The sequence below is a fragment of the Campylobacter magnus genome (genome assembly GCF_028649595.1).
Lineage (GTDB): Bacteria > Campylobacterota > Campylobacteria > Campylobacterales > Campylobacteraceae > Campylobacter > Campylobacter magnus.
Map to the genome: position 1 here is coordinate 77,162 of NZ_JAQSLK010000006.1, position 25,434 is coordinate 102,595.

23 protein-coding genes are annotated in these 25,434 nt (G+C 37.9%); 20 read left to right on the forward strand and 3 right to left on the reverse strand.

Translation table 11 applies throughout. From position 1 onward, the window contains the following. Nucleotides 1-468, reverse strand: a complete 468-nt coding sequence (gene aroQ / locus PTQ34_RS07575) for a type II 3-dehydroquinate dehydratase (protein ID WP_273930072.1) — start codon at nt 466-468, stop codon at nt 1-3. A gap of 85 nt (nt 469-553) precedes the next feature. Here aroQ and mqnF point away from each other — a divergent pair, with 85 nt between their 5' ends. The 20 genes from mqnF to PTQ34_RS07675 all read left to right on the forward strand — a co-directional run bounded on the left by mqnF (nt 554) and on the right by PTQ34_RS07675 (nt 23,753). Next, nucleotides 554-1,759, forward strand: coding sequence for an aminofutalosine deaminase family hydrolase (gene mqnF / locus PTQ34_RS07580; protein WP_273932963.1), 1,206 nt, complete (start codon nt 554-556; stop codon nt 1,757-1,759). A 78-nt stretch (nt 1,760-1,837) separates the two neighbouring features. Continuing rightward, a complete protein-coding gene (locus PTQ34_RS07585) occupies nt 1,838-3,292 on the forward strand; it encodes an MBOAT family O-acyltransferase (protein WP_273930074.1) in 1,455 nt (484 codons plus the stop codon). Nucleotides 3,293-3,300: 8 nt separating this feature from the next. Further along, entirely contained in the window at nt 3,301-4,467 is a 1,167-nt protein-coding gene (locus tag PTQ34_RS07590) for a hypothetical protein (RefSeq protein ID WP_273932964.1), read from the forward strand. Continuing rightward, a complete protein-coding gene (locus PTQ34_RS07595; protein WP_273932966.1) occupies nt 4,451-5,602 on the forward strand; it encodes a hypothetical protein in 1,152 nt (383 codons plus the stop codon). Before PTQ34_RS07590 ends, PTQ34_RS07595 begins: the two co-directional genes overlap by 17 nt. Beyond that, nucleotides 5,586-6,725, forward strand: coding sequence for a hypothetical protein (locus PTQ34_RS07600; RefSeq protein WP_273932968.1), 1,140 nt, complete (start codon nt 5,586-5,588; stop codon nt 6,723-6,725). The genes PTQ34_RS07595 and PTQ34_RS07600 overlap by 17 nt, the downstream gene beginning before the upstream one ends. Before the next feature lie 121 nt (nt 6,726-6,846). Further along, nucleotides 6,847-7,623: a 16S rRNA (adenine(1518)-N(6)/adenine(1519)-N(6))-dimethyltransferase RsmA gene (gene rsmA, locus PTQ34_RS07605; RefSeq protein WP_273932970.1), complete on the forward strand. Its 777-nt coding sequence runs from the start codon at nt 6,847-6,849 to the stop codon at nt 7,621-7,623. Continuing rightward, nucleotides 7,607-9,691: a ribonuclease J gene (locus PTQ34_RS07610; RefSeq protein WP_273932972.1), complete on the forward strand. Its 2,085-nt coding sequence runs from the start codon at nt 7,607-7,609 to the stop codon at nt 9,689-9,691. The genes rsmA and PTQ34_RS07610 overlap by 17 nt, the downstream gene beginning before the upstream one ends. A gap of 8 nt (nt 9,692-9,699) precedes the next feature. Continuing rightward, entirely contained in the window at nt 9,700-9,834 is a 135-nt protein-coding gene (locus PTQ34_RS07615) for a hypothetical protein (RefSeq protein ID WP_273932975.1), read from the forward strand. A 134-nt stretch (nt 9,835-9,968) separates the two neighbouring features. Continuing rightward, nucleotides 9,969-11,183 carry a diaminopimelate decarboxylase gene (gene lysA, locus PTQ34_RS07620; protein WP_273932977.1) on the forward strand — a complete coding sequence of 405 codons (1,215 nt, stop codon included), beginning with the start codon at nt 9,969-9,971 and terminating at the stop codon, nt 11,181-11,183. A gap of 12 nt (nt 11,184-11,195) precedes the next feature. Next, entirely contained in the window at nt 11,196-12,026 is an 831-nt protein-coding gene (locus tag PTQ34_RS07625) for an HAD-IIA family hydrolase (RefSeq protein WP_273933007.1), read from the forward strand. Next, nucleotides 12,019-13,095, forward strand: a complete 1,077-nt coding sequence (pheA, locus tag PTQ34_RS07630) for a prephenate dehydratase (RefSeq protein ID WP_273932979.1) — start codon at nt 12,019-12,021, stop codon at nt 13,093-13,095. Before PTQ34_RS07625 ends, pheA begins: the two co-directional genes overlap by 8 nt. A 198-nt stretch (nt 13,096-13,293) precedes the next feature. Next, nucleotides 13,294-14,391 carry a histidinol-phosphate transaminase gene (gene hisC, locus PTQ34_RS07635; protein WP_273932981.1) on the forward strand — a complete coding sequence of 366 codons (1,098 nt, stop codon included), beginning with the start codon at nt 13,294-13,296 and terminating at the stop codon, nt 14,389-14,391. Between the two features lie 39 nt (nt 14,392-14,430). Further along, complete coding sequence (gene fliF / locus PTQ34_RS07640) at nt 14,431-16,161, forward strand: flagellar basal-body MS-ring/collar protein FliF (protein ID WP_273932982.1); 1,731 nt, start codon at nt 14,431-14,433, stop codon at nt 16,159-16,161. After that, the gene (fliG, locus tag PTQ34_RS07645; RefSeq protein WP_273930085.1) at nt 16,161-17,189 is read left to right on the forward strand and encodes a flagellar motor switch protein FliG; all 1,029 of its coding nucleotides are present in this window, start codon (nt 16,161-16,163) and stop codon (nt 17,187-17,189) included. Before fliF ends, fliG begins: the two co-directional genes overlap by 1 nt. Then, the gene (fliH, locus tag PTQ34_RS07650) at nt 17,189-18,004 is read left to right on the forward strand and encodes a flagellar assembly protein FliH (protein WP_273932983.1); all 816 of its coding nucleotides are present in this window, start codon (nt 17,189-17,191) and stop codon (nt 18,002-18,004) included. Before fliG ends, fliH begins: the two co-directional genes overlap by 1 nt. 101 nt (nt 18,005-18,105) lie before the next feature. Continuing rightward, complete coding sequence (gene dxs, locus PTQ34_RS07655; RefSeq protein ID WP_273932984.1) at nt 18,106-19,980, forward strand: 1-deoxy-D-xylulose-5-phosphate synthase; 1,875 nt, start codon at nt 18,106-18,108, stop codon at nt 19,978-19,980. After that, complete coding sequence (gene bioD, locus PTQ34_RS07660; protein WP_273932985.1) at nt 19,977-20,702, forward strand: dethiobiotin synthase; 726 nt, start codon at nt 19,977-19,979, stop codon at nt 20,700-20,702. The genes dxs and bioD overlap by 4 nt, the downstream gene beginning before the upstream one ends. 107 nt (nt 20,703-20,809) lie before the next feature. Continuing rightward, the gene (locus tag PTQ34_RS07665; RefSeq protein ID WP_273932986.1) at nt 20,810-22,981 is read left to right on the forward strand and encodes a carbon starvation CstA family protein; all 2,172 of its coding nucleotides are present in this window, start codon (nt 20,810-20,812) and stop codon (nt 22,979-22,981) included. Continuing rightward, the gene (locus PTQ34_RS07670; RefSeq protein WP_273930090.1) at nt 22,956-23,201 is read left to right on the forward strand and encodes a YbdD/YjiX family protein; all 246 of its coding nucleotides are present in this window, start codon (nt 22,956-22,958) and stop codon (nt 23,199-23,201) included. The genes PTQ34_RS07665 and PTQ34_RS07670 overlap by 26 nt, the downstream gene beginning before the upstream one ends. Before the next feature lie 60 nt (nt 23,202-23,261). After that, nucleotides 23,262-23,753: a hypothetical protein gene (locus tag PTQ34_RS07675; protein WP_273932988.1), complete on the forward strand. Its 492-nt coding sequence runs from the start codon at nt 23,262-23,264 to the stop codon at nt 23,751-23,753. A 314-nt stretch (nt 23,754-24,067) separates the two neighbouring features. Here the strand turns inward: PTQ34_RS07675 and PTQ34_RS07680 are convergent, their stop codons facing one another. Then, entirely contained in the window at nt 24,068-24,823 is a 756-nt protein-coding gene (locus PTQ34_RS07680) for a hypothetical protein (protein ID WP_273932989.1), read from the reverse strand. Between the two features lie 33 nt (nt 24,824-24,856). Continuing rightward, nucleotides 24,857-25,327, reverse strand: coding sequence for a hypothetical protein (locus PTQ34_RS07685; protein ID WP_273932990.1), 471 nt, complete (start codon nt 25,325-25,327; stop codon nt 24,857-24,859). Nucleotides 25,328-25,434 lie beyond the last annotated feature (107 nt).

Sequence of the window (25,434 nt, forward strand, 5' to 3'; positions counted from 1 at the left end):
CTATTTTTTCTCGGCAGCAGCGCGTGCGGCTTTGATTTGTTCAAAAACTTGTATCATAGAAAGTAGCGCGATATGATATCCCATAGGACCAAAGCCAGCTATCACGCCAGTTGCAGCTGCTGCTGTCATGCTCTTTGCTCTATAATCCTCTCTTGCGTGGATATTGCTAATATGCACCTCAACTGTCGGCAAATGCACAGCTGCAAGCGCATCAGCAATAGCAATAGAAGTATGAGTATAAGCAGCAGGATTTATGATAATACCATCAACGCCCTCAACACACTCTTGGATTTTATCTACGATTTCACCTTCATAATTGCTTTGAAAAAACTCTATTTCAATGCCAGCTTGGTCGCAAACAAGCTTCATATTTTCATGGATTTGCTCCATTGTCATCACACCATACATCGCCGGATCTCTTAGGCCTAAAAGGTTAATATTTGGGCCTTGAATTACACGAATTTTCATTTTTGCTCCTTTAAATAAAGTGCATATTTTAGCGAATTTTATCTCTTTTTTTACTATAATTAGCAAAAATTTTTAAGGCTTTTTTGTGAAAATTTTAAAATGTAAGTATATTTTGTGCTGTGATGAGAGCTTTAAAGTGCTTGAAAATCACGCAATTATCTTTGATAAAAAAATTGAAAAAATCTTGCCAAATGATGAGCTAAAAAGCCTAGGAATTCTAGATTCTGCGCAGGTTTTTTCTGCGCCTATTGCTATACCTGCTCTTTTTAATGCTCACACGCATTTAGAATACAGCGCAAACAAAGCGCATTTAGACTTTCGTGGCTTTTCAAACTGGCTTAAAAGCGTGTTTGAAAATCGTGGCGGCATAAGCAAAGCCCTAAACCAAAAAATCCTAAACAAAGAGATAAAAAAGCTTTTAAAAAGCGGAGTTTGCGGTATAGGCGAGTATTCTAGCTTTGGGCTTGAGGCTAAGATATTAGCTAAAAGTCCGCTTCGCTCACGCTTTTATTGTGAAATTCTTGGTACAAATGAGGCTTTTTTAGAACAGGCTTGGAGCGCATTTTTAGAGCGTTTTAAAAGCGCATCTACGCTAAAAAACGAGCGTTTTTGCCCAGCACTTGCTATCCACTCGCCCTACTCTACGCACCCAAAGCTAGCCAAAAAAGCCCTAGAATTCGCCAAAAAAGAGAATTTGCTACTCTCAGCGCATTTGGCTGAGAGTAAGGATGAAATTGAGTATTTAGCCGGCAAGCAAAATGAGCTTAAAGAGAGCTTAAGCCTCATAAATCCAGCTATAAAGCCATTTTATAGCCTTGCTGAGTTTATTAGCATGTTTGATAGCGACAAAACGCTTTTTATTCACTGCGTTCATGCTAAAAGTGAATTTAAAAATCTAAGGCATATCGCTCATTGCCCTCGCTCAAACCGCTTTTTAAGCTCTGGGACTTTGGATATCAAAACAGCCGCAAAATACGCAAATATCGCTCTTGGCACAGATGGACTTAGCTCAAATCTTAGCCTTAGCATTTGGGATGAGATGAGAGCTGGCATTATGATTCACAAAGATAATGATTTAGACACTCTTGCTCGCACTTTGCTTTTAATGGCTACAAAAAACGCTGCTAAGGCACTAGGCTTTGATAGTGGAGAGATAAAAGTGGGCAAAAATGCTGATATTGCTTGCTTTTCCCTGCCAGCTGGGAGTAAAACATCCCGCCTAGCTTTGGATTTGATTTTACACACAAAAGAGGCAAAATCTTTATTTATAGACGGAGAGAAAATATTTTAATTTTAAGGTAAATTCATAGTAAAAAAGTAATTTTTTTGCTATAATTGCCCACTTTTAGTATTTTTTTAAGGACAAGTTTTGCTATTTAACTCTTATATTTTTATTTTTGCCTTTTTGCCACTTACTTTTTTTGTGTATTTTTTTCTAAACAAAAAGCGTATGACTGAACTAGCTAAGGCTTTTTTGGTTTTTGCATCTTTGTTTTTTTACTCGTGGTGGAATGTATTGTATTTGCCACTAATTCTAAGTTCTATGCTAATAAACTTCGCTCTTGGCAAACAGCTTAGCACCAAAGCTGCTAAGCTTCAAGGCAGCCGCAAAGCTGTGCTTATTTTTGGAATTATTTTTAATGTAGCCTTGCTTGGATATTTTAAATATACTGATTTTTTCCTAGAAAACTTTAATTTTGTTTTTGGCACGCAAATAGAGCTTTTAAAGCTTGCCCTACCGCTTGCTATTAGCTTTTTTACCTTCCAGCAAATTGCCTATCTTGTAGATAGCTACCGCAGAGAGACCAAAGAATATGATTTTTTAACCTACGCTTTATTTGTTAGCTTTTTTCCTCAGCTTATAGCAGGTCCTATCGTCCACCACGCTGAGATGATGCCTCAGTTTGCAAGACTAAAAAATCGCCTTATAAACTACGCAAATATTTTAATGGGGCTTTTTATTTTTAGCATTGGATTATTTAAAAAAGTAGTTATTGCTGATACCTTTGCTATTTGGGTAAAACACGGCTTTGATAATATGCCTAGCTTAGAGCTTATTACTGGCTGGACTACAAGCCTTGCTTATACCTTTCAGCTTTATTTTGATTTTAGTGGATATTGTGATATGGCAATAGGTGCTGCGCTACTTTTTAATATAAAACTGCCTATAAACTTTAATAGCCCTTATAAAAGCCTTGATATTCAAGACTTTTGGCGCAGATGGCATATTACGCTAGGACGATTTTTGCGTGATTATGTATATATCCCACTTGGAGGCTCAAGAGCAGGGAATTCTAGATTTTCAAATCTATTTTTTACCTGTTCAAATCTATTTATCACCTTTTTAATAGGTGGCATTTGGCATGGTGCTGGCTGGACCTTTGTGATATGGGGAGCCTTGCATGGCATTGCGCTTGTTATCCACAGACTTTGGCAAAGTGTAGGCTTAAAGCTTCCTAAAATTCTAGCATGGTTTATTACCTTTAACTTTGTAAACTTTGCTTGGGTGTTTTTTAGGGCAAATAGCGTAGATGATGCTTTAAAGGTAATTAAAGGTATGCTTGGATTAAACGGCATCAACTATGAACAATATAAATTTTTGCGCTCAGCATTTCGCGCAGAAGCATTGCATGATGGTATTCATATATTTTTATACTTCTTAGCAGCGTCGTTTATTATCACGCTTGCTGGCAAGACTTCTAGTCAAATTGTCAAAAACAAAGAGAATATTTATTACACTATCGCATTTTGTGTGCTATTTATCTTAGGTGTGTTCTTTATGAGTGTAAGCAAATATTCTGAGTTTATTTACTTTAATTTTTAGGCTAGAAGATGCAAAAAAAGTCTAGAATTCTAATTTTTAGTTTTTTTGGAGTTTTTATTGTCATCTTTTTTGCTTTTTGCGCTGTGGTTTGGTATGTAGATCCTTTTAGACTATTTCACCAGCCATTTATGTGCAAAAATCAAATATATGATGATATGCGCTATAATGCTAGGTGGTTTATAAAAAGTGGTGATTATGACTCTATAATTTTAGGCACTTCAATGCTAGCAAACACTAGCGCAAAAGAAGCTGGAGAGTTGCTAGGCGGCAAGTTTATAAATATCTCTATTTGGGGCTCAAGCTTGGAGCAAAGAGCGATATTAATGAACTACGCTCTTAAAAAAAAGTCTATAAAAAAAATTATAATTAGCTTAGATAGAGGTGGCTTAGTGCCTGTCGATGTAAAACTAGATAATAAAGTTTTAGCAAATCGCTTTGATTTTTTATACACTGATAATTCAAATATTTTTAAAGTATACATGAATATTAAATTTATCAGTAAAATATTTAGTTTTAAATGCGAAGAAGATGCAAATATGGATATGCCAAGTTCTTGGATGCTTGAGTGGGGTGATAGGACTAAACAAAGATTTGGTGGGCTTGAAAATTGGATTAAAACTTATAAAGATAAAGATATGCAAACAACTATGCAAATGTTAAGTGCTGCAGCAATTATGGCATTAAATGGCTATCAGCCGCAAAATTTACTAAATACTTATTACTTAGAAAAATATCAAAAAGACCTTGATAACAATGTGCTTAAATTTGCTAAAGATTACCCAAATACAGAGTTTGTTTTAGTTATTCCGCCTTATTTTATGGCTTATAATTCTATTTTACGATTTAGCGCAGATGGGTATTCTGCATTACAAAAAGAGCTGATAAGATATGTTTTAAATCAAAAACTTTCAAATATTAAACTATATGCTTATGATTATCTAGATTTTACATATGATGTAGGAAATTATATGGATTTAGGGCATTACTCGCCTGAAATTAACTCAAAAATCCTGCAAATGTTGTCAAAAAAAGAAGGAGAGTTAAATCTAAGCAACCTTGATAAATGGTGGCAAAAATATGATGAAGCTGCAATGAACTATAATTTTTTAAATTTTTATCATGATTTTGCCGTAGGTGTAGAGGCTCAAAAGGCAATAGATGCAAAAGAAATGTAAAATTTTAACATTTAGTTTTGTTTTAGTAATTTTGCTTATAAGCTTTACTTGTTTTGCTACTATTTGGTATGTAGACCCACTAAAATTAATTCACAAGCCCTTTATGTGCAAAGATACAAGTTATGATAATGTGAATTTTGTAGTAAAAAATTTAATAGATAATGAAGACTATGATTCTATAATACTTGGAACTTCATTGCTATCAAACACTTCAGCAAAAGAGGCTAATAAAGTTTTTGGTGGAAAATTTTTAAATGTGTCTATTTGGGGAACTTTAACAAACGAAAAAATTACTATTTTAGACTATATTTCTAAAAATAAAAAAATCAATACAGTAATAATGTCTCTAGATCAAGGAAGCAAGCCATTGGCTGAAAATAACTTTATTTCCTTAAATAAAGAAGTTATTTCTACCTATAATTTTACTATATTTGATGCCCTAAAAATATATTTACAAAACAAACACTTAAAGCATATTTTTAACTTTAGTTGCGAAAATACAAAAATAAATAAAGATACCCCTACTACATGGATATATAACGAAAGTATCTCTAATAGACTTGGTAGTTTTGAAAAATGGGCTAGCATAAATATAGTGCAAGTATTAAATATAAACAATACACTAAAAGACGCTACCGAGAAGATATCTAAAGAAGAATTTAGCTACCTAGACTATGATTTTAACAAAGAGTATTTAGATAAAAATTTACTTGATGTTTTTAGAAAATATCCAGATACCCAGTTTATTTTGATAATTCCACCTTATTTTATTGCTCAAAATGCCATTTATTTTCAAGTTTACAAGAACTTTGAAAATACGCAAAAATCATCACTGTTTTATTTAATAAAACAAAAACCAAGCAATGTTAAAATTTATGGTTTTGATGATATGGACTTTGTTAGCGATGTGGCAAATTACTATGATTTGATACATTTTTCACCAAAAATAAGCTCTGATATACTTGGTTTTGTAAAAAACGATATAGGCTTACTAGAAGAAGAAAACTTTGAGCAATATTGGAGTGAGTTTGAAAATAAATCAAGAGAATTTAATTTAAAAGATTTTTATGAAAAATTCCTTGTTCAATCAAACAAAAAAGATAAGAAAGAGGATATAAATGCAAAAAAAATTTAGAACTTTAGTTTTTATTTTTTTCTTTATTGCCTTTATTCCAACTATTATATTTGGTTTTATTATTTGGTATATAGATCCATTTGTACTGTGGCATAAACCTTTTTATTGCCCAAATCAAGTATATGAATATAAAAATATGCGTTACAACGCTAAGCGGTTTTTAGAGCGCAGTGACTACGATAGCTTGATTTTTGGCTCATCTATGCTAGAAAATACTAGCGCAAAAGAAGCAGCCAAAAAGCTTGGTGGAAGTTTTATAAACATTTCTATTCGAGGTTCGCACTTTAATGAACGCAGATTTATTTTAGATTACGCACTTGAAAAAAACAAAAATATCAAACAAGTTCTTACTACTTTTGATATTGAAATCATTCCGTTTTTACACACTTTTAGCTATTTGGCTATGAAGCACTGGGGAGTTTTGTATGATAAAGAAATGCTAAATGACTATAGTGTTTATACAAACAAAGAAACTCTTGCGTATATTTTTAGCACATTTTTTAAGCTTATTAGTGGCAAAGAAGTGTCTTGCGAAAATAGAGATTTTGATAGACCAGCATCGTTTTTTGCTGAGAGCGAGCATTTGCTAGGTGGTATTAAAAACTTTGTAAAAAACGACTACAACCTAAATGAAACTAAAAGTGCAGTAGAAAAAATCAAAAACAAACAAATCAGCAAAGACGAGCTAAATCCAAAAGACCTTGCGCTAATTAAAGAACTTTTTGATAAAGATGTAATAGAGCCAATAAAAAACCATCAAGATACCGAGTTTATAATGATTGTCGCAGCATATTCTGTGGTAAAATCTGCCATTGCTTTTCAAACAAACCCTGCAGGCGCAAGACTACAAAAATATTTTTTAAAATATTTATTAGATCAAAATCTACCCAATCTAAAAGTCTATGGTTTTGATGATATGGGCTTTACAGATGACATTGCTAATTATGTTGATTTGGGGCATTACAGCAAAGATATAAACTCAAAAATGCTTGATTGGATAGCGCAAAAAAAAGGAATACTAACCACCCAAAACTTTGATGAATATTGGGATAAATATGAACAAAAATCCAAAGCTTTTGATCTTAGTAAATTCTTAGAAGAACTACAAAAAGCCAAGGAATAATCTAGAATTCCCTAGATTTTAATCAGAGAATTCTAGAATTCCCTATATGTTGATCAAAGAATTCTAGAATTCCCCAGAAATATTTACGCATTATTTAAGCAATATCTTTATAATTGCGCCTATGCAAATCAAGGCAAAAAAGCACTTTGGACAAAACTTTTTAAAAAATGAGAGCATAAAAAACAAAATCATCCAATCGATTCCCGATAGCAAAAAAATTGTAGAAATCGGGCCTGGCTTAGGTGATTTAACTCATGGTCTGCTAGCAAAATGCGAGCAGTTAGTTTGTTTTGAGATTGACTCTGATCTAATAGAGCATTTAAAAAGTCGTTTTAGCCACGAACTAGAAGGCAAAATGCAATTGATAAACGCAGATGCTTTAAAGGCTTGGGGAGAGCTTTCAAAACAGCCTTATTTTTTGGCAGCGAATTTGCCTTATTATGTGGCGACAAATATCATTTTAAAAGCCTTGAGAGATAAAAATTGCTCTGGCTTTGTAGTAATGATCCAGCGTGAGGTCGCGCAGAAGTTTTGTGCTAAAGACGCAGAGCAAAACTCACTTAGCTTGCTCTCTTGCCTTTATGGAGAGTGCGAACTGCTTTTTGATGTGGAGCCAGAGTGCTTTGAGCCTGCGCCAAAGGTTACTAGCTCGGTTATAAAGCTAGTTAAAGACAAAGAGCCAAACTGCGATATAACAGGCTTTGAGAGTTTTTTAAAAAGCTGCTTTGCTGCCCCACGCAAAACCCTAGCAAAAAACCTGCTAGCCATAGCGCAAAAAGAGCGTATTTTACGCATTTTTGAGCAACTTGGCATAAAAGAGAGCATTAGAGCCCATGAGTTAAATCTTGCCTTATTTTTAAAAATATTTGATGAGGTAAGAGATGCAAAACGACAATAACCAAAACCCAAACTCAAACGCTGCAAATAATGTAGTAGATAGCTTTTTTGGCCCTAGTGACTTTGACGGGGAGGCACCACTAGGCGGAGAGCAGAAAAAAAAGTTTAAAAACCACCGCAGAAACTTAGAGCGTCAAAACGCAGCCGCAAAAGCAAAAGCCGCAGCTAAAAACGCAAGGGACAACAAAGTCCAAGCAGGACAAAACAACCAAAACGCTGGGAATACTGCTCTAAGCACCCAAAATACCGAGCAAAATCCAGCCAAAGCTGAGAGCAAAAACCGCCGCTCAAAAAATAGAAAGAAAAATCAAACAATAAAACTAAGTGGCAACGAAGACTGGCAAAAGGCTATGCAAGAATCAATCAAAGCGAATAAAGCCATCCACGAAGAACGCCTTCATCCACTAAAAAACGCAAATGATGCTAGCAAAAAAGTCTGGATCACTCCACTTGGTGGTCTTGGCGAAATAGGCGCAAATATGACTGTTTTTGAGACAGAAAATGACGCAATTATCGTAGATGTGGGTATGAGCTTTCCAGATGAGAGCATGCCAGGCGTAGATATTTTGGTGCCTGATTTTAGCTATATTCGCAAGATCAAAGACAAAGTCCGTGCTGTCATCATCACTCACGCACACGAAGATCACATCGGCGCAATGCCTTATTTTTTCAAAGAATTCCAGTTTCCAATCTACGCTACGCCTTTGCCACTTGGCATGATCAGCAATAAATTTGAAGAGCACGGACTAAAAAGCCACCGCAGCTACTTCCGCCCAGTAAAAAAAAGGCAGATCTATGAAATAGGCGAGTTTGAAGTAGAGTTTATCCACATAACTCACTCAGTAATCGACGCCTCAGCGCTTGCTATTATGACCCCAGCTGGCACGATTATTCACACCGGTGATTTTAAAATCGATAGCACGCCAATCGATGGCTACCCAACAGACCTTCACCGCCTAGCAGCGTATGGCGAAGATGGAGTGCTGCTGCTAATGAGCGATAGCACAAACTCTTGGAGAGAAGGCGTAACTAAAAGCGAAAGCAGCGTAGGAAAGACCTTTGATGCTTTATTTGATAAAGCCAAAGGTCGTGTGATCATGAGTACTTTTAGCTCAAATATCCACAGGGTTTATCAAGCAATAGAGCGTGGAGTTAAGCACGGACGCAAGGTTTGTGTGATCGGCAGAAGTATGGAGAGAAACCTTTGGACTGCTATTGAGCTTGGCTACATTGAGCTTAAAAAAGATATTTTTATAGATGCAAATGAGGTGGCAAAATACCCTGATAATGAAGTGCTAATCGTAACCACAGGCTCTCAGGGTGAGACCATGAGCGCACTATACCGCATGGCAACTGATGAGCATAAGTATATAAAGATTAAGCCCACAGATCAAATAATAATCAGTGCAAAAGCAATCCCAGGCAACGAAGCAAGCGTATCAAGAGTGCTAAACTACTTGCTAAAAAACGGCGCAAGCGTAGCGTATCAAGACTTTAGCGAAATTCATGTTAGCGGTCACGCAGCCGCAGAAGAGCAAAAGCTAATGCTAAGCTTAATCAAGCCTAAGTTTTTCTTGCCAGTTCACGGCGAGTATAATCACATCATGCGCCACAAAGAATACGGCGTAGCCTGTGGCGTAGATGAGCGAAATATATATCTAATGAATGATGGCGATCAAATGGAGCTTACTGAGCGTTACTTAAAACGCGCTCGCACAGTAAAAACTGGCAAGACCTTTATAGACAATCAAATCGGCAAGCAAATCAGCGATGATGTAGTAATCGACCGCCAACAACTAAGCGAAGCCGGTGTGATCGTAATCATGGCACAAATCGATAGAGGCGAGCACAAACTAATCAAAAACCGCGTTATCAGCCACGGCCTAGCCCAAAAACACATCACAAAAGACCTTGAGGACATAACACAGCAGTTTTTAACCACAGCAAAAGACGAGCTCTTTGACGATCACAAAGGCATGGAAAACGCAATCCGCACGCTAGTTCGCAAGCATGTATTTAGAAAAATCAAAAAATACCCAACTATCGTGCCGATAATCTACTTTATGTAAGGCGTTTTATGCTAAAAATAAAGCAAATAGACCACGCCGTTTTGGTAACAAAACGCCTTGGTTCTTTTGCATTTTTACACCTTGCAATTCTAGAATTCCTAAGAAAATCTACTAGGAATTCTAGAATTCCTAAGTATTTCTAGCGCATTTTATCAGCCAAATTCTAGAATTCCTAAGAAAATTTACTAGGAATTCTAGAATTCCTAGCTCTTTTTATAATAAATTCCAAAATTTTTAGCTAAAATATGCGATTTTAATATAATCTAAGGTGATATTTATGAAAAATGCTGATTATAGCGCACTTGCAGCTCAGTTTGGCACTCCTTTATACATTTATGATTTTGATGAGATTGGGCAGCGTTACACTGCGCTAAAAAGCCAGTTTGGCGCACACAAAAGCCTGATTTGCTACGCTGTAAAAGCAAACTCAAACCTAAGCATTTTAAAGCTTTTAGCAAGCTTTGGGGCTGGATTTGATTGTGTTAGTATAAATGAAGTAAAAAGAGCGGTGCTAGCTGGGGCTAAGCCTTATCAAATCATATTTTCAGGTGTGGGCAAAAGCGATGATGAGATAAAAACCGCACTTGAAATCGGAATTTTAATGCTAAACATAGAAAGTGGCGCAGAGCTAGAAAGAGTAGAAGCTGTGGCAAAAAGCCTTGGCAAAAAAGCAAACATCAGCATCCGCATAAACCCAAATATAGATGCAAAAACTCACCCTTACATCTCAACTGGACTTAGCGAGAACAAATTTGGTGTGGTAATCAAGAGGGCTAGAGAGCTGTATCTAAAAGCGCATAAAAGCGAGTATTTAGAGCCTGTGGGCTGTCATTTTCACATAGGCTCTCAGCTTATTGATATCACGCCCATTCACGAAGCGGCTGTGATTGTAAGTGATTTTGTAAGCGAGCTAGCAGCAGCTGGGGTGGAGCTAAAGTTTTTTGATGTTGGCGGTGGCATAGGCGTAAGGTATGATGATGAAAGCGAGCCAGATCTCTATGCCTACGCACAAGGAATTCTAGCCGCACTAAAAGGCAAGGAAATGACCATAGTCTGCGAACCTGGCAGATATATAGTAGCAAATGCTGGAGAGCTGCTAACAAAGGTGCTATATGAAAAAGTAAATGGCACTAAGCGTTTTGTCATCGTTGATGCTGCTATGAATGACCTTATCCGCCCTAGCCTATACGAGGCTTATCACAAAGTAGTAGCTCTAAATGCTAAAAATAGTGACAAAACCTCAAAAACTGATGTCGTAGGGCCAATTTGCGAAAGTGGCGATTTTCTAGCCAAAGATATAGAACTGCCAAGCCAAAATTCTGGCGATTTACTCTTAATCAAAAGTGCAGGAGCGTATGGATTTAGCATGTCTAGCAACTACAACTCTCGCCTAAGGGCTGCTGAGATTGCTATAGAAAATGGCAAAGCAAGGCTAATTAGAGCAAGAGAGAGTTTTGAGGATTTAATACGCCTTGAAAAAGGGCTTATTTAAGGAGTTAAGATGATTTATTTTGTAGATGTTCAAGGCACACTTATAAGCGATAGCGACAAAAGCCCGATTTATGGCTCAAAAAACCTTATCCGCCACTTCAACACGCATAATATCCCCTACATGGTAATCACAAATAACACAAAGGCAAAAAGCTCAGACTTTCTAGCAAATTTAAAAAGCAAAGGCCTTGATATCCGCCCTGATGCTTATATAGACCCATTTTGCGTGCTTAATGATGTTTGTAAGCCTTGTTCTGCTGCGCTTTTTGGCGCACCACAGTTTATAAAGACCATGGACGAGCTTGGCTACACGCAGGAATTCTCTAACCCAAAAGCTGTGATAATCGCTAGCTATGATGCGTTTAGCTTTGATGATTTTGCTAAGATGATTGAACTAGTTCAAAAAGGCGCAAAACTAATAGCAATGCACGCAACTAGCACTTACAAAAAAAATGGCAGACTATATCCTGGCGTGGGGGCAATAGCCTCTATGATAGAGTATGCTACTGGCATAAAAGCAGCAGTTGTCGGCAAGCCTAGCGAGCTTTTTTACCGAACAGCTCTTATAAAAGCGAGCAAACAGCTAAGCAGCAAAGAAATTTTATACCAAAACTTACACGAGGGCATGGCGCAAAGCTCTGAGTTTATGGATTTTAGCTCAGTTAGCATAATCAGCGATGATGCAAAGGGTGATTTGCTAGGCGCAAAAGAACTTGGCATGCAAACAATCCTTGTTCTAAGTGGCAAGGTAGATAAGCTTGAAAACGCAGGCGTAAGAAGCTCTGCGATTAACTATACCTTTGGCAATGTAGGTAGATTTTTAGAGAGTATAGAAGATGAGTGATTTAAGTAAATTAAGAGAGCAGATTGACGCTTGCGATGATGAAATAATCGCTATTTTAAAGCGTAGAATGGATGCGGTAGAAAAAATCGGCGAAATAAAGCGCAACGAAGGCGGCGCAGTCTACCGCCCAGAAAGGGAAAGGCAAATCATAGAGCGTCTTAGCAAGCACTGCGATGGCTCAAAGCTAAGCAGGGCTGGGATTGAGGCGATTTTTTATGAGATTTTCTCGCTCTCTCGTAGCCTAGAGGGGCGTGAAAAGGTTGCATTTTTAGGCCCTTTTGGCACTTATAGCCACGAAGCAAGTGTAAGCCGCTTTGGGCAAAATGCTATTTATGAGCCCATTACTAGCATTGATGGAGTTTTTAGACAAGTTGAGCGTGGGGCAGCGAAGTTTGGCGTGGTGCCTATAGAAAATAACACAGAAGGCGCTGTAGCAGCTAGCTATGATAGCCTTGGCGAGCATGAGAGCATAAAGGTAGTTGGCGAGATTTATCTTGATATTAGCCACGCACTTTGTGGAGTTTGTGCTGATATTTCGTGCTTAGAGCGTATTTACACGCACCCTCAGGCCTACGCTCAGTGTAGAAAGTTTTTAGCAGAACACGGCTTAGAGGGAGTAGAGTTTGTAGCCACTAGCAGCACAGCCAAGGCCGCCTGGTTAGCAAAAGATGATGAAAAAGGCGCTGCGATTTGCTCAAAGATAGCTGCTAAGCTCTCAAATATCCCTGTGATTTTTGAGCGAATTCAAGACAATCTTGGAAATAGCACGAGATTTTTTGTGCTAAGTAACGCATTTTGTGACAAAAGTGGCAATGATAAAACAAGCATTATCGCCTCAACCGAACATAAGCCAGGTGCGCTTTTTGATTTGCTTAGCATTTTTGCTGGGCTTAAGATAAATATCACAAAGCTAGAAAGTAGGCCTGATAAAAAGCACAGCTTTAAAAGTCTTTTTTACATTGACATAGAAGGGCACAAAGATGATGAAATAATCGCCAAAGCTCTAAATAGCGCAAGGCAAAGTGGTCATGAAATTCGAGTGCTTGGCAGCTACGCTGTGGCAAAGTAAGGTGGTGTTTGAAAGGCTTTAGGGAATTCCCTAGAATGTCATCCTCGGACTTGACCCGAGGATCTCTATTAGGAATTCTAAATTTATTTTTAATGAGATCTCCCGATCAAGTCGGGGGATGACACAAGGCTTAGAATTTCACGGAATTTTAGAATTCCCAGGAATTCTAGTTTTTTAATAATTTTAAAAGGATAAAAGATGATTTTCAATGAGTTTTTAGAAAATTTAGAAAGTTATGAACCAGGCAAGCCAATAGAACTAGTAGCGCGTGAATATGGCATAAAGCCTGAAAATATCATCAAAGTAGCTAGCAATGAAAATCCCTTTGGCTCTTCGCCAAAAGCTCTGCAAGCGATGAGAGCTAGCGAGCCAGCACTTTATCCAGATGATAGCTACTTTGCGCTAAAGCATGCTTTGGCTGTGCGTTTTGGCTGCGAGAGTGCAAATATCATCATAGGCTCTGGTTCAGATCAAGTCATGGAAATGGCTATAAAAGCAGTTTGCAACGAAAATCGTGGAATTTTGCGGGCAAAAACAACCTTTGCTATGTATGATATATACGCAAAATTCGCACACGCACCAGTATATAAAACTCAAAGCGAGTTTCATGACCTAGCACAAATGGCTGAAATTTATACTAAAAACGCCGCAAATATCGGCGCAGTAATTCTTTGCCTGCCAAACAATCCACTTGGCGAGTGTCCTGATGCAAGCGAGGTTTATGAGTTTTTAGAGCTTATTAGCCAAGATACTTTAGTTATCCTAGACTGCGCTTATATGGAGTTTGCCACATTTAAAGACAGCAAAAAGCACATTAAGCCAGCTCATGTGCTAAGTAAATTTACAAATGTGCTTTATAGCGGCACTTTTTCAAAAGCTTATGGCCTTGGCGGAATGAGAGTAGGATATGGTCTAGCAAACACAAAACTAATAGAACAAATCTCAAAACTTCGCCCACCATTTAACATAACAACTCCTAGCCTAGCAGCGGCGATAGCAGCACTTGATGATGAGGATTTTGTACAAAAAGGCATTAAAAACAACTTTGATGAGATGCCAAGATATGAAGATTTTGCTAGCGAGTTTGGCCTCAAATTCATCCCAAGTTATACGAATTTTATAGCAATTTTTACAAATGAAGAGAAAAACTCATCAATTTTAGCTGATAATTTGCTAAAAAAAGGTATAATCTTGCGCAATCTAAAAAGTTATGGCTTAAACGCAGTTCGTATCACAATAGGCACTAAAAAACAAAATGATAAGGTTCTAGAAGCTCTAAGAGCGGAATTTGCGTAAAAAGCTTTTATAGGAATTCTAGATTTTTAGGCTAGTTTAATGGATAGATTTAAAGAATTTTTTGAACAAGTATCTGCTGTATTTTTAAATCTTACAAAACGGCAAAAAATAGTCGTTTTAAGTAGTATTGTAGCAGTTATTGCCTTTATCGTGCTACTTATTTTGCTTATGCGTGGCTCAGGCAGTACTCAAAATGAGTTTGCTGGATATAGCGTGCTTTTTCGCAATATTGACCCAAGTGTGAGCGCACAGGTCATCACCCAGCTAGAAGCTGATGGAGTAAACTATAAGCTAGCTGATGAGGGCACTATCCTTGTGCCTACAAAAGATGTTTATAAAGAGCGTATCGCAGTAGCAAGCATCACAAATATCCAAGGAAATAACGGCAAAGTAGGCTTTGAGCTTTTTGATAATAAAGAGTTCGGTGCTACTGAGGATGAACAAAGAGTAAAGTTTCAAAGAGCTATACAAGGTGAACTAAGCAAGACTATTGAAAGCCTTGAGCCTATTGAAAGGGCTGTTGTTTACATAGCATTTCCAAAAGAAAGCGTATTTACAGAGCGTCAAACCCCACCAACAGCTAGCGTGGTAGTAAAACTAAAAGCAAACACTTCACTAGACCTTGGGCAAATCGATGGCATTAAGCGCATCGTGGCTGGTTCTGTAGCAAATCTAAAAGTAGAAAATGTAAAAATCGTAACCCAAGATGGTATAGCCATAGGCGAGGATACAGTAGCCTTGCAAAACGAACAAGAAGCCGCTAAAATCGCCGCTCAGGTTAGGTATAAACACGAGTTTGAAAGCCGCTATGAAAATAAAATTATAGATATGATAGCTAGCTTTACAGGTAGCAAAGAAAAAGTAACCGCTAAGGTTACCATGGAATTTGATTTTAGCCAAACTGATAGCGAAAGAGAGATTTTTGACCCAAATAGCGTAATTCGCTCAGAACAAAATATAGAAGAACACAAAGTAGGCCGTGATAAGCCAGATATCGGTGGTGTGCCAGGGGCTGTTAGCAATATAGGTCCAGTCCAAGGCATAGAGGATAACAAACCAGCCGAACAATACGATAAAACCGTGGCAAACACAAACTACGAAATTTCAAAACAAATAATCAAAACCAAACCGCAATTTGCAACCATACGCCGTATAACAGCAGCTGTGGCAGTAGATGGCCGCTATGACTATGTGCGTGATGAAAATGGTGATGCTACAGGGGTTGTTAAGTATTTCCCACTAGATGAAGCTGAGATGAATAGCATCACAAATCTAGTAAAACAAGCCGTGGGCTACGACCCAAATAGAGGCGATGAAGTAACAGTCTCAAACATAGAGTTTAGACCAAATAGTATAGCAGTACCACTTACGAAGTTTGAAGCCTTTATGGAATCTTATGTAAATCCAGTTTTGCCAGCGGCTAAATACGTTTTTGCCTTTATAGTGCTATTTGTGCTGTATAAGAAAGTAATTATGCCATTTATGGAGAAAATGCTCAAAGACCTTACGCCTGATGATGATAGTTTGCTTCAAGATAGTATGAATGTAGATGATGAAGCAGAGGATACTTTGGAGAGATTTAAAGCAGCAAGAAAACGAGCAGAAGATGAGCTTGGTATAAGTCAAGACTTTAACGAAGAGGATCTAAAATACGATGTATTGCTAGAAAAAATGAAAGCAATAGTGAGTGAAAAAAGTGAAGAAGTTGCTAACCTACTTCAAGGCATGGTCAAAAACGACTCAGCCTTTGCGAGTTCTAAGGAGTTATAATGGCTAAACTAAGTGAAGATCAAAAAATGATGTATGATGATCTCTCACTACCTGAGAAGATCGCTATTTTGATTATTCAGCTTGGCGAGGATGGAGCGAGCTTGCTTTTTGCTCACATGGACTCTGATGTAGTTATGGAAATCTCTCGCCACATTGCTATGGCAAAAACTATAGATAAAGCAGTGGCTGCTGCTGTGCTAGAGGAGTTTTATGCTCTAACACAATCAAACCAATACATAAAATCAGGTGGTCTAGAATACGCAAGAGAAATTCTATACAAAACCTTTGGCCCAGATGAAGCGCAAAAAATCTTTGATAAACTCCAAAAATCAATGGAAACTACTCGTTCTTTTGGCTTTTTGCAAAATGTTCGTCCACAGCAGCTTGCAGATTTCATTGTAAAAGAGCACCCTCAAACAATCGCTCTAATCGTAGCTCACATGGACGCTACATCTGCTGCTGAGACGCTATTTTACTTCCCAGATGATATTAGAGGCGAGGTTGTTATCCGTATGGCAAATCTAAGCGATATTAGCCCAAGCGTTATCAAGCGTGTTTCAGCTGTGTTAGAGAGCAAACTACAAGCACTTACTAGCTATAAGGTTGAAATCGGTGGTCCAAGAGCAGTAGCAGAGGTGCTTAACCGCCTAGGACAAAACGCTAGTAAAAGCACGGTGGAATTCCTAGAAAACGCAGATCCGACGCTAGCAGAAAATATTAAAGAAATGATGTTTACCTTTGAAGATATCAACACACTTGGCAAAGAGGCTATTAGAGAGGTTCTAAAAGTAGTTGATAAAAAAGATCTAATGATAGGTCTAAAAGGTGGTAGTGAGGCTCTAAAAGAAAAGTTCTTAAGCAATATGAGCCAAAGGGCCGCAGAAGCGTTCTTAGAAGAGCTTGGCTACCTTGGGGCTGTAAGGGTAAAAGAAGTAGAAGAAGCCCAACGCAAAGTAGTAGAAGCTGTGCACAAACTAGCTGAAACTGGTGTTATCCAACTTGGCGGAAATGATGAGATGATTGAATAATGAGCAATGTAATAGATCGTAGCAATCAAAAGCACAATATCGAGCCTTATCGCTTTAAGATTTTACAACAACAAGGTGGTGTGGTAAGCTTTGAAGAAGATACAAGCCAGATTTTAGAGCCAGAAGCAGAGCCTATAAGCCCAGCTGAGGCTGAAAAGGTGCTTGAAGATGCGATAGAACAAACCCCGCTGCCACCAGCGCCAGAACCAGTCCAGCCAAATCCTAGTTTTATAGAAGAGCTTTTAAAACGCACAGAAGAGCTAAGCGACAATCTAGTAAAACTACAAATGAAAATAGAAAGTCAAGAAAGTGAGTTTAAAGAACGCCTTGCTAACGAGACGGCAAAAGCCCTTGAAGATGGTAAAGCCCAGGGTCATGCGCAGGCTGCGGCTGAGTTTGATGCTAGGCTAAAAGAAATAGAAGCAAGCTACACAGGTTCATTTAAAAAGCTAGAGAACGAGTGCGTTAAAATCACAGAATTCCTAGATAAAAGCGAACCGCAGCTTAGCCACACAGCAATAGACATAGCAAAGCAAGTAATAGAAACAGAACTCAGCCAAAACTCTAGCCAAGTAGCAACCAGTATAGCAAAAAGCCTAATTAGCGAGCTAAAAGACGCTAGCAAAATCGAGGTAAAAATAAACCCACAAGACTACGAAGCCATAAGCAAAAACCTAGCAAAAATCCCAAATCTAATCGTGAGCGAGGATGATGCTATCGCAAAAGGCGGTGTGCTAGTGCTAAGTAATATCGCAAATATGGACGGGACGATAGCTACTAGATTTGAGAAAATTAAGAAAATTTTAAGTGAATAAAGGCTGGGAATTCTAGAATTCCTAAGATTTTAAAATATAAATTTCTAGGAATTCTAGAATTCCTAGCGTTGAAATTTTACAAAAGCAAGAATATTTTAAAAATGGATGTAAAAAGTTTATCAAACGACGAGCTAATAGCACTAGCTGCTAATATAAGAGAACAAATCTTACAAGCTGTTAGCAAAAACGGCGGACACCTAAGCTCAAATCTTGGCGTAGTAGAGCTTATTATTGCCATGCACGCAGTTTTTGATTCTAGCAAGGATCCTTTTATCTTTGATGTAAGTCATCAGTGCTATGCTCACAAGATACTTACCGGACGTAGTTTAGAGACCTTGCGCCAGTTTAAAGGCATAGGCGGATATACAAATCCGCATGAGAGCGAGTGCGATTATTTCGTAGCTGGACATAGCTCTACTTCTATTTCACTAGCTGTGGGAGCTGCTAAGGCAGTGGAGCTAAAAGGCGATGAGCGCATACCAGTCGTGCTAATAGGCGATGGTGCGATGAGCGCAGGCGAGGCATACGAGGCACTAAATGAACTAGGGGACCGCAAATACCCCTGTGTCATCATCTTAAATGACAATGAAATGAGCATAGCAAAGCCTGTTGGCGCACTTAGCAAATACATAAGCCACGCTATGGCAGGGCCCTGGTATCAAAGCTTTAAAGCTCGTATAAATGAGCTGCTAAAATACGCCCCAGATAGCGCAGCATACATGGCAAAGCGACTTGAAGAGGGCATTAGGCTCATCACACCAGGCATGCTTTTTGAAGAGCTTGGCTTAGAGTATATTGGGCCAATTGATGGGCATAATATAAGCGAGATTATCTCCACGCTTCGCACCGCAAAAGCGATGAAAAAACCTGTCATCGTCCACGCACAAACCATAAAAGGCAAGGGATATGCTCCAGCTGAGGGGAAGTTTGAAAAGTGGCATGGCGTCTCGCCCTTTGAGTTAGAAAATCAAGAGAAAAAAGCTGAGCTTAGCTACGAAATAACAAGGAATTCTAGAATTCCTAGCGCAAATCAAAGCCTAAAAACTGCCACGCAGATTTTTAGCTCTGCCTTGCTAAGCCTTGCTAAAAATAATGAAAAAATCATCGGCATCACAGCAGCCATGCCAAGTGGCACTGGGCTTGATGCTTTGCTTAAAGAATATCCGCAGAGATTTTGGGATGTAGCTATTGCCGAACAACACGCAGTTACGCAGGCTGGGGCTTTGGCAAAAGAGGGTTTTAGACCTTATGTGGCGATTTATTCTACATTTTTACAGCGTGCTTATGACCAGATTATCCATGATGTGTGTATTTTGGACTTGCCGGTGGTTTTTTGTATAGATAGGGCTGGCATTGTTGGCGAGGATGGAGCTACGCATCAAGGTGCTTTTGATATTAGTTTTTTAAGTGCTTTGCCTAGTATTGAACTAGCTGCGCCTACTTGTGAGGCTGATTTTAAGGCACTTTTAAACTGGTCACAAAGCGCAGCCCATCCCCTAGCCCTGCGCTATCCTAGGGGCAGATTTATCTGCGATGAGCTAAAAAATGAGCTAGAAATAGATACTTGTGAGTTTAAGCCTTATAAAGCAAGTTTTGTTAAAACCGCACAAAGTGCTTTGCTCTTTATCGGCTATGGAAATGCTGTGGGCAAGGCCTGCGCTGTAGCAAATAAACTAGGCGGTGCAAATGTTGTTAATCTGGGCTTTGCTAAGCCACTTGATGAGGAGTTTTTACACAAGCTCTCGGCTTCATTTAAGACTTGGTATATTTTTAGCGAAAGTGCCAAAAAAGGTGGCGTGGGCGAGATTTTAAGCTCGTTTATAAATGAAAATGATTTGGGTGTGAAAATCATTAGCTTTGAGTATGAAGACGCCTTTATCACCCATGGTAAAAAAGAGCTAGTAGAAGCTAGTCTTGGGCTTGACGCAGCTAGCATAGCAGAAAAAATCAAAGCCTATAAAAGCGCAAAAAAATGAAGTTTTTCATAACAGGAAGCGATACTGATGTTGGCAAAAGCTTTGTTACAGCCTCGCTTTTAAGAGCTTTTTTAGAACAGGGAGCAAAGGCTGTGGCACTAAAGCCAGTTCAAACTGGCTACGCAGAAAATTCTAGAATTCCTAATGAAAATTCTAGAATTCCTGATGAAAATTCTAGAATTCCTAGCCAAAGCTTGGAGCCTGATTTTAAAGAATACATAAAAGCAGGTCAAAATGCTGATTTTAAAGCTACTTGCTACACTTTTGCTTATCCAGCATCGCCACATTTTAGCGCAGAGCTTGAGGGCAAAAAAATAAAAGCAAGAGAAATTCTAGATTTTATAGAACAAAACTTAGAGCAAATCACGCTCATTGAGGGTGCTGGGGGAATTCTAGTGCCACTAAATGAAAAAGAGAGCTTTTTGGATATTGCAAAAGAGTTAAATGCGCCTGTGATTTTGGTGTGTAAAAACTGTCTTGGAGCTATAAATCACGCACTTTTAAACCTAGAAATCTTGTGCCAAAACTCTATAAAGCTCGCAGCTCTTATTTTAAACTTTCACGATGAAAATGACGCAATTTGCCTCTCAAATCAGCAATTCTTACAAAAGAAATTCTCCTGCCCTATCATTACTTTAAAAAACTACAAAAATAACGAAAACTACTCAAACTCAGCCAAAGATTTTAGAGCTTTTGTAAGCAAATTTTTAGATAAAAAATAAATTTAGTTACTTTTTTACACAAAAATATTATTTTAATATTATTTTAATAAGTTCTTAAAGATATTTTTTAGATAATTCGAGGATTTAATTTTAAAAAAAGGACTAAGATGAGTTTGAATCAAAAACTCCTTTTGATTCTCGTCGCTGCAATAGGTGCATGGGCTTTTGGTGCCTTAGCACTTCATCAAGGCGAGAGCATTTCGGCTGTGTGGCTAGTAGTAGCTGCTGTTTGTATATACATAATAGGATATGGCTTTTATGGTCGCTTTATCGCCGCTAAGGTAATGTGCCTAGATGATAATCGCGCAACTCCTGCATATCGTCTAAACAATGGCAAGGACTTCCATCCAACAAACAAATATGTGCTTTTTGGGCATCACTTTGCTGCTATTGCTGGTGCTGGACCACTAGTTGGGCCAATACTAGCAGCACAAATGGGATATTTGCCAGGTATGCTATGGCTGCTTGTGGGCGTGGTGCTAAGTGGTGCTGTGCATGACTTTGTGGTAATGATCATCTCTGTTCGCCACGATGGCAAGAGCCTTGGCGAGATGATAAAAATGGAGATGGGCAAATTCACAGGTGCCGTTGCGATGATAGGCATTTTCTTTATTATGCTTATTCTTATCGCAATTCTTGCAATGGTTGTTGTAAAAGCCCTTGCTGTTAGCCCTTGGGGTTTATTTACTATTGCTATGACTATTCCTATCGCGCTTGGTATGGGCATTTGGATGCGCTATATCCGCCCTGGCAAGATTTTAGAAGCTAGTATTGCTGGCTTTATCTTGCTACTTATTAGCATTTGGGGTGGCGAGTATGTGGTAAATGATCCATTTTGGGGCAATGTATTTAACTTTAGTCAAACAAACCTAGCATTTGCCATTATGATCTATGGCTTTGTAGCTGCGGTATTGCCTGTGTGGCTACTACTTGCGCCAAGAGATTATCTAAGCACCTTCCTTAAACTAGGCGTTATCTTTGGCATGGCTGTAATCATCCTAGTCGTAGCTCCGGATATCAAAATGCCAGCTACTACAATCTTTGCAAGCACTGGTGATGGTCCGGTTTTTGCTGGTGATTTATTTCCTTTCCTTTTTGTTACTATTGCTTGTGGAGCGATTTCTGGTTTTCACGCATTAATTTCAAGTGGAACTAGCCCAAAAATGGTTCAAAAAGAAGGTCAAACTCTTTTTGTAGGCTATGGCTCTATGCTAATGGAAAGCCTTGTTGGTGTAATGGCGCTAATCACAGCAGTTACACTAACTCCAGGTGAGTATTTCTCAATCAACATGGGTGGTCTTGGCACTGATATAAACCTAGCCGTGCCAAAAATTCAAGCCGTGCTTGATAGAATAAATGCTAGTGGCTTTAACTTCACTATCACAGTAGAACAACTAGAAGCCCTTAGAAACGGCGTAGGCGAAGCAGATATGCTCTCACGCACAGGTGGAGCACCTACTTTTGCCCTTGGACTTGCTTTGCTATTTAAAGAAGTATTTGGTGGTCTTGCGATGATGCCTTATTGGTATCACTTTGCGATACTTTTTGAAGCACTATTTATCCTAACAGCAGTTGATGCTGGAACTAGAACTTGTCGCTTTATGATCCAAGATATTTTAGGCAATGTTTACAAACCAGCCGGCAATGCAAATAACCTACTTTGGGCGTTAATAGCAACTTTCATCGGCGTAGCTGGCTGGGGCTGGCTACTCTATGCTGGCGTAAATGACCCTATGGGTGGTATTTATACGCTATGGGCACTATTTGGCGCAAGCAACCAAATGCTAGCTGGTATGGCGCTAATGTTTGCTACTGTTTATATATTTAAAAAAGGCAAGGCAAAATACGCTTGGGTTACAATCCTGCCAGCTATCTGGGTGTGGGTAACTACAATGTATGCAGCACTACAAAAAATGCTACCTACAAACGGCGATCCAACAAGCGTACACGATAAAGTAAGCCATGTAGCAACAGCGCAAAATAAAATCGCTGAGCTAAGCAAACTAGAAAGCGAGCTTGCAAACCTAAAAGCTAGCCCTGATGCGAGTGCTGAGGCTATAAGCAAGCTTGGGGCTGCTATTAGCAAAACAAACACTATCATCTCAAATAACATAATAGACGCTGTGCTTTGCGGTGTATTTATGGTAGTTGTTATGGTTGTTACTGTTCAGTGTATTAGAATCTGCGCTAGATACGCAAAAGACTTTAACGCTGCTAGCAAGGAATTCCCATTAAACGAGAGCGAAATCAAAGATGCCGCAATCTACATCAAAAACTAAAAATAGTGAGTTCTTGCGAGATGCTCTACGCCGCACCATGTCGGCGTGGAGCAAACTAGAGCGAACATTTTCTCAAGTAGCAGGTGGGGCTGATTATCAGGCGTATTTACAGCATTTTTATGATAATCACAAAGACAAGCCAAACGCAAAGCCGCTAAGTCCAGAAGAGTTTTATCAAATGATAAACGACGAAAGCGGCAAGCGACCTCGCTGTTGCTAGAGCGCACAGACTGCCGTGAGTAGTGACAATCTGCGCTTTGTAGAGTTTATGGAATTCTAGATGCTTGGCTTAAAGATTTTTATAGGGAATTCTAGAATTCCCTATGTATTTTTGTGGCTTTGTGCTATTCCTGTCTTCGCTGATGGCTGGGTAAGGCTAGAAAAAGACGGCTTTACTTCAAGGCTAGAGAACTTCTCATATCGCTATTTCACCTCTGTTGGCGAGCTAAAAGATTCTTTGTGTAAAGTCTATATAGATGGTATTTTAAACATCAGCGGAGTAAATAAAAAATCAAATATCAAGCTAGATATTTTTGGGCTTAATCTAAAAGTAGAAGGCAAGTTTGATGAAAATAAAAATCTGCGCCTAAATCTCTCAAATGGCGTAACTATCGCTTCTCATCAAGATGTAAGCGACAATACCCAAATCATCATCAGCGATGGCACAAAAATGATAATCCGCAAAGATGCAAAGCAAAATCTCTATATAAACTCAAACGCAGCTCCAATGTATGAGTTAGCAATAATCTGCGCATATCTAGCAAAGCAGTAGGATTTGTGCTAATATCGCTAATATCGTTTATTCCATCTGTGCCTCTATATACAATTGCGTATTTTATATTATTTGCATTATTGTTATCTATATTTTTTACTAGCATAGTAGCAAAACCGTTGTTATCTCTTTTTTGGTCGATAACTTCAAAACTAGAATTTGTAGCAGGGTTTTTTAAAGGCTGTTTAAAAAACATCTGCTCTTTTTCTTTACCTTTTTAAACTGTATCAACAGCCGTTTTATAGCTTTCATTTGATAAAAAAGCTAAGTTTTTTATATTTTCTAATGTTGGTTTATTTATTGTTTTCTCCTTATTATTTTATTTTTTTATTTTCTATAAATGACATTAAATAGTCACGACCTCTTTTGTTTCTTTCTATGGATCTATTACAACTTCCGCTTAGACTAATGCACCCAAGTGTGCTAGCATAGCTCCAAGGCTCCCAATAAAATCCTACATATTTTTTATCTCCCTTACAATCAAAATCATCACAAACATAAATATTCATTTTAGAGTAAGTAAAATTAAGAAATCTTTTTGTTTTTTCTTCTTCAAAGTCTAAATTGCTCTCAATAAAAGCAGAAAATCTTTGGACAGGATTTTCAATATACTCAAAATCATCATTAATTATTTCAAGCTTTACTGGCAAAAGATTTACTATTACTTTTTGTGGCACTTCAACCTGCCATAAGATCATAAATGTGCCTAACAAGCCGATGCCAAAAAGTGATATCGCTCTGCGTTTTAAGTTATTTTTGGCTAGAGGGTTTGTGTGTATGATGTGATAGTGTTTTTCATATGATTCTTGCCTCCGCCAAAAATAGTACAAGAATACAGGCAAAGATATAAATCCGCAAGCAAATAAAAATGGATAAATACTATATTCATCATCAAAAAATAAAAAGGCAATGCCACCACAAAGCATTGCTAAAATAAGCACGCTAATCAATACTTTGCTAAATTTTGTAAGTGGTAAAAACCAGCACCCACAAAACGCTAATGCCCAAAAAAGCGGGAAAAACACCATAAAAATCATAAAAAATATAGCAAAAAGTATGACAAAAATCATTTTTAATCCTTTAAAAAATTTTGTATTTTTTAATTATATTGTTTTTACTCCTTTTTTAATTAAAATTTCTTTTATTTTATATAGCTCGTTTTTGTATAAAAAAATGCTGCTTAGGTAAGAGTGCCAAAATTTTGGTTCACATTCTAACTTGAATTGTTTTGTAGTCGGCCACGACCCGTATTCAAAAAGCTTAAAGCTTTTTATCTGGCTATATGTCCTAACTATAACCTTATTTAGGCAGTGAACCTCTATCCTATCATCAAAAAGCATAATTTTTTTAAATATAAGCGTTAGATAAAGAGTGCCAACTCCAAATATACCAAACATTACAACACCACACACCCAACCAACCACTTGTTTTAGCTTATCAACTTCTGGCTCTTGTGTGCCAAAATAGCTAACTAAAGCTATCATTAAACATGTCGCAGCTAGTATCAAGCCGTGAAAAGTCCTACTTTTTGCCACAAAAATTGGCTTATCATTTAGCATTTCATTTTCATTCATTTTTTTACCTTTCGTTAGTCTCAAAATTTTTTAAGATTTATATTTTATACCAAAAAAACTATATTTATATTAGGAATTCCCTACAAAAATAGCAAATTTTGAGTAAA

Excerpts from the sequence above, each read along its gene's own strand:
- aroQ (WP_273930072.1), bottom strand. The coding sequence starts at position 468 with ATGAAAATTCGTGTAATTCAAGGCCCAAATATTAACCTTTTAGGCCTA.
- PTQ34_RS07590 (WP_273932964.1), top strand. The coding sequence starts at position 3,301 with ATGCAAAAAAAGTCTAGAATTCTAATTTTTAGTTTTTTTGGAGTTTTT.
- PTQ34_RS07595 (WP_273932966.1), top strand. The coding sequence starts at position 4,451 with ATGCAAAAGAAATGTAAAATTTTAACATTTAGTTTTGTTTTAGTAATT.
- PTQ34_RS07600 (WP_273932968.1), top strand. The coding sequence starts at position 5,586 with ATGCAAAAAAAATTTAGAACTTTAGTTTTTATTTTTTTCTTTATTGCC.
- rsmA (WP_273932970.1), top strand. The coding sequence starts at position 6,847 with ATGCAAATCAAGGCAAAAAAGCACTTTGGACAAAACTTTTTAAAAAAT.
- PTQ34_RS07610 (WP_273932972.1), top strand. The coding sequence starts at position 7,607 with ATGCAAAACGACAATAACCAAAACCCAAACTCAAACGCTGCAAATAAT.
- PTQ34_RS07615 (WP_273932975.1), top strand. The coding sequence starts at position 9,700 with ATGCTAAAAATAAAGCAAATAGACCACGCCGTTTTGGTAACAAAACGC.
- lysA (WP_273932977.1), top strand. The coding sequence starts at position 9,969 with ATGAAAAATGCTGATTATAGCGCACTTGCAGCTCAGTTTGGCACTCCT.
- pheA (WP_273932979.1), top strand. The coding sequence starts at position 12,019 with ATGAGTGATTTAAGTAAATTAAGAGAGCAGATTGACGCTTGCGATGAT.
- hisC (WP_273932981.1), top strand. The coding sequence starts at position 13,294 with ATGATTTTCAATGAGTTTTTAGAAAATTTAGAAAGTTATGAACCAGGC.
- fliF (WP_273932982.1), top strand. The coding sequence starts at position 14,431 with ATGGATAGATTTAAAGAATTTTTTGAACAAGTATCTGCTGTATTTTTA.
- fliG (WP_273930085.1), top strand. The coding sequence starts at position 16,161 with ATGGCTAAACTAAGTGAAGATCAAAAAATGATGTATGATGATCTCTCA.
- fliH (WP_273932983.1), top strand. The coding sequence starts at position 17,189 with ATGAGCAATGTAATAGATCGTAGCAATCAAAAGCACAATATCGAGCCT.
- dxs (WP_273932984.1), top strand. The coding sequence starts at position 18,106 with ATGGATGTAAAAAGTTTATCAAACGACGAGCTAATAGCACTAGCTGCT.
- bioD (WP_273932985.1), top strand. The coding sequence starts at position 19,977 with ATGAAGTTTTTCATAACAGGAAGCGATACTGATGTTGGCAAAAGCTTT.
- PTQ34_RS07665 (WP_273932986.1), top strand. The coding sequence starts at position 20,810 with ATGAGTTTGAATCAAAAACTCCTTTTGATTCTCGTCGCTGCAATAGGT.
- PTQ34_RS07670 (WP_273930090.1), top strand. The coding sequence starts at position 22,956 with ATGCCGCAATCTACATCAAAAACTAAAAATAGTGAGTTCTTGCGAGAT.
- PTQ34_RS07675 (WP_273932988.1), top strand. The coding sequence starts at position 23,262 with ATGCTTGGCTTAAAGATTTTTATAGGGAATTCTAGAATTCCCTATGTA.
- PTQ34_RS07680 (WP_273932989.1), bottom strand. The coding sequence starts at position 24,823 with ATGATTTTTGTCATACTTTTTGCTATATTTTTTATGATTTTTATGGTG.
- PTQ34_RS07685 (WP_273932990.1), bottom strand. The coding sequence starts at position 25,327 with ATGAATGAAAATGAAATGCTAAATGATAAGCCAATTTTTGTGGCAAAA.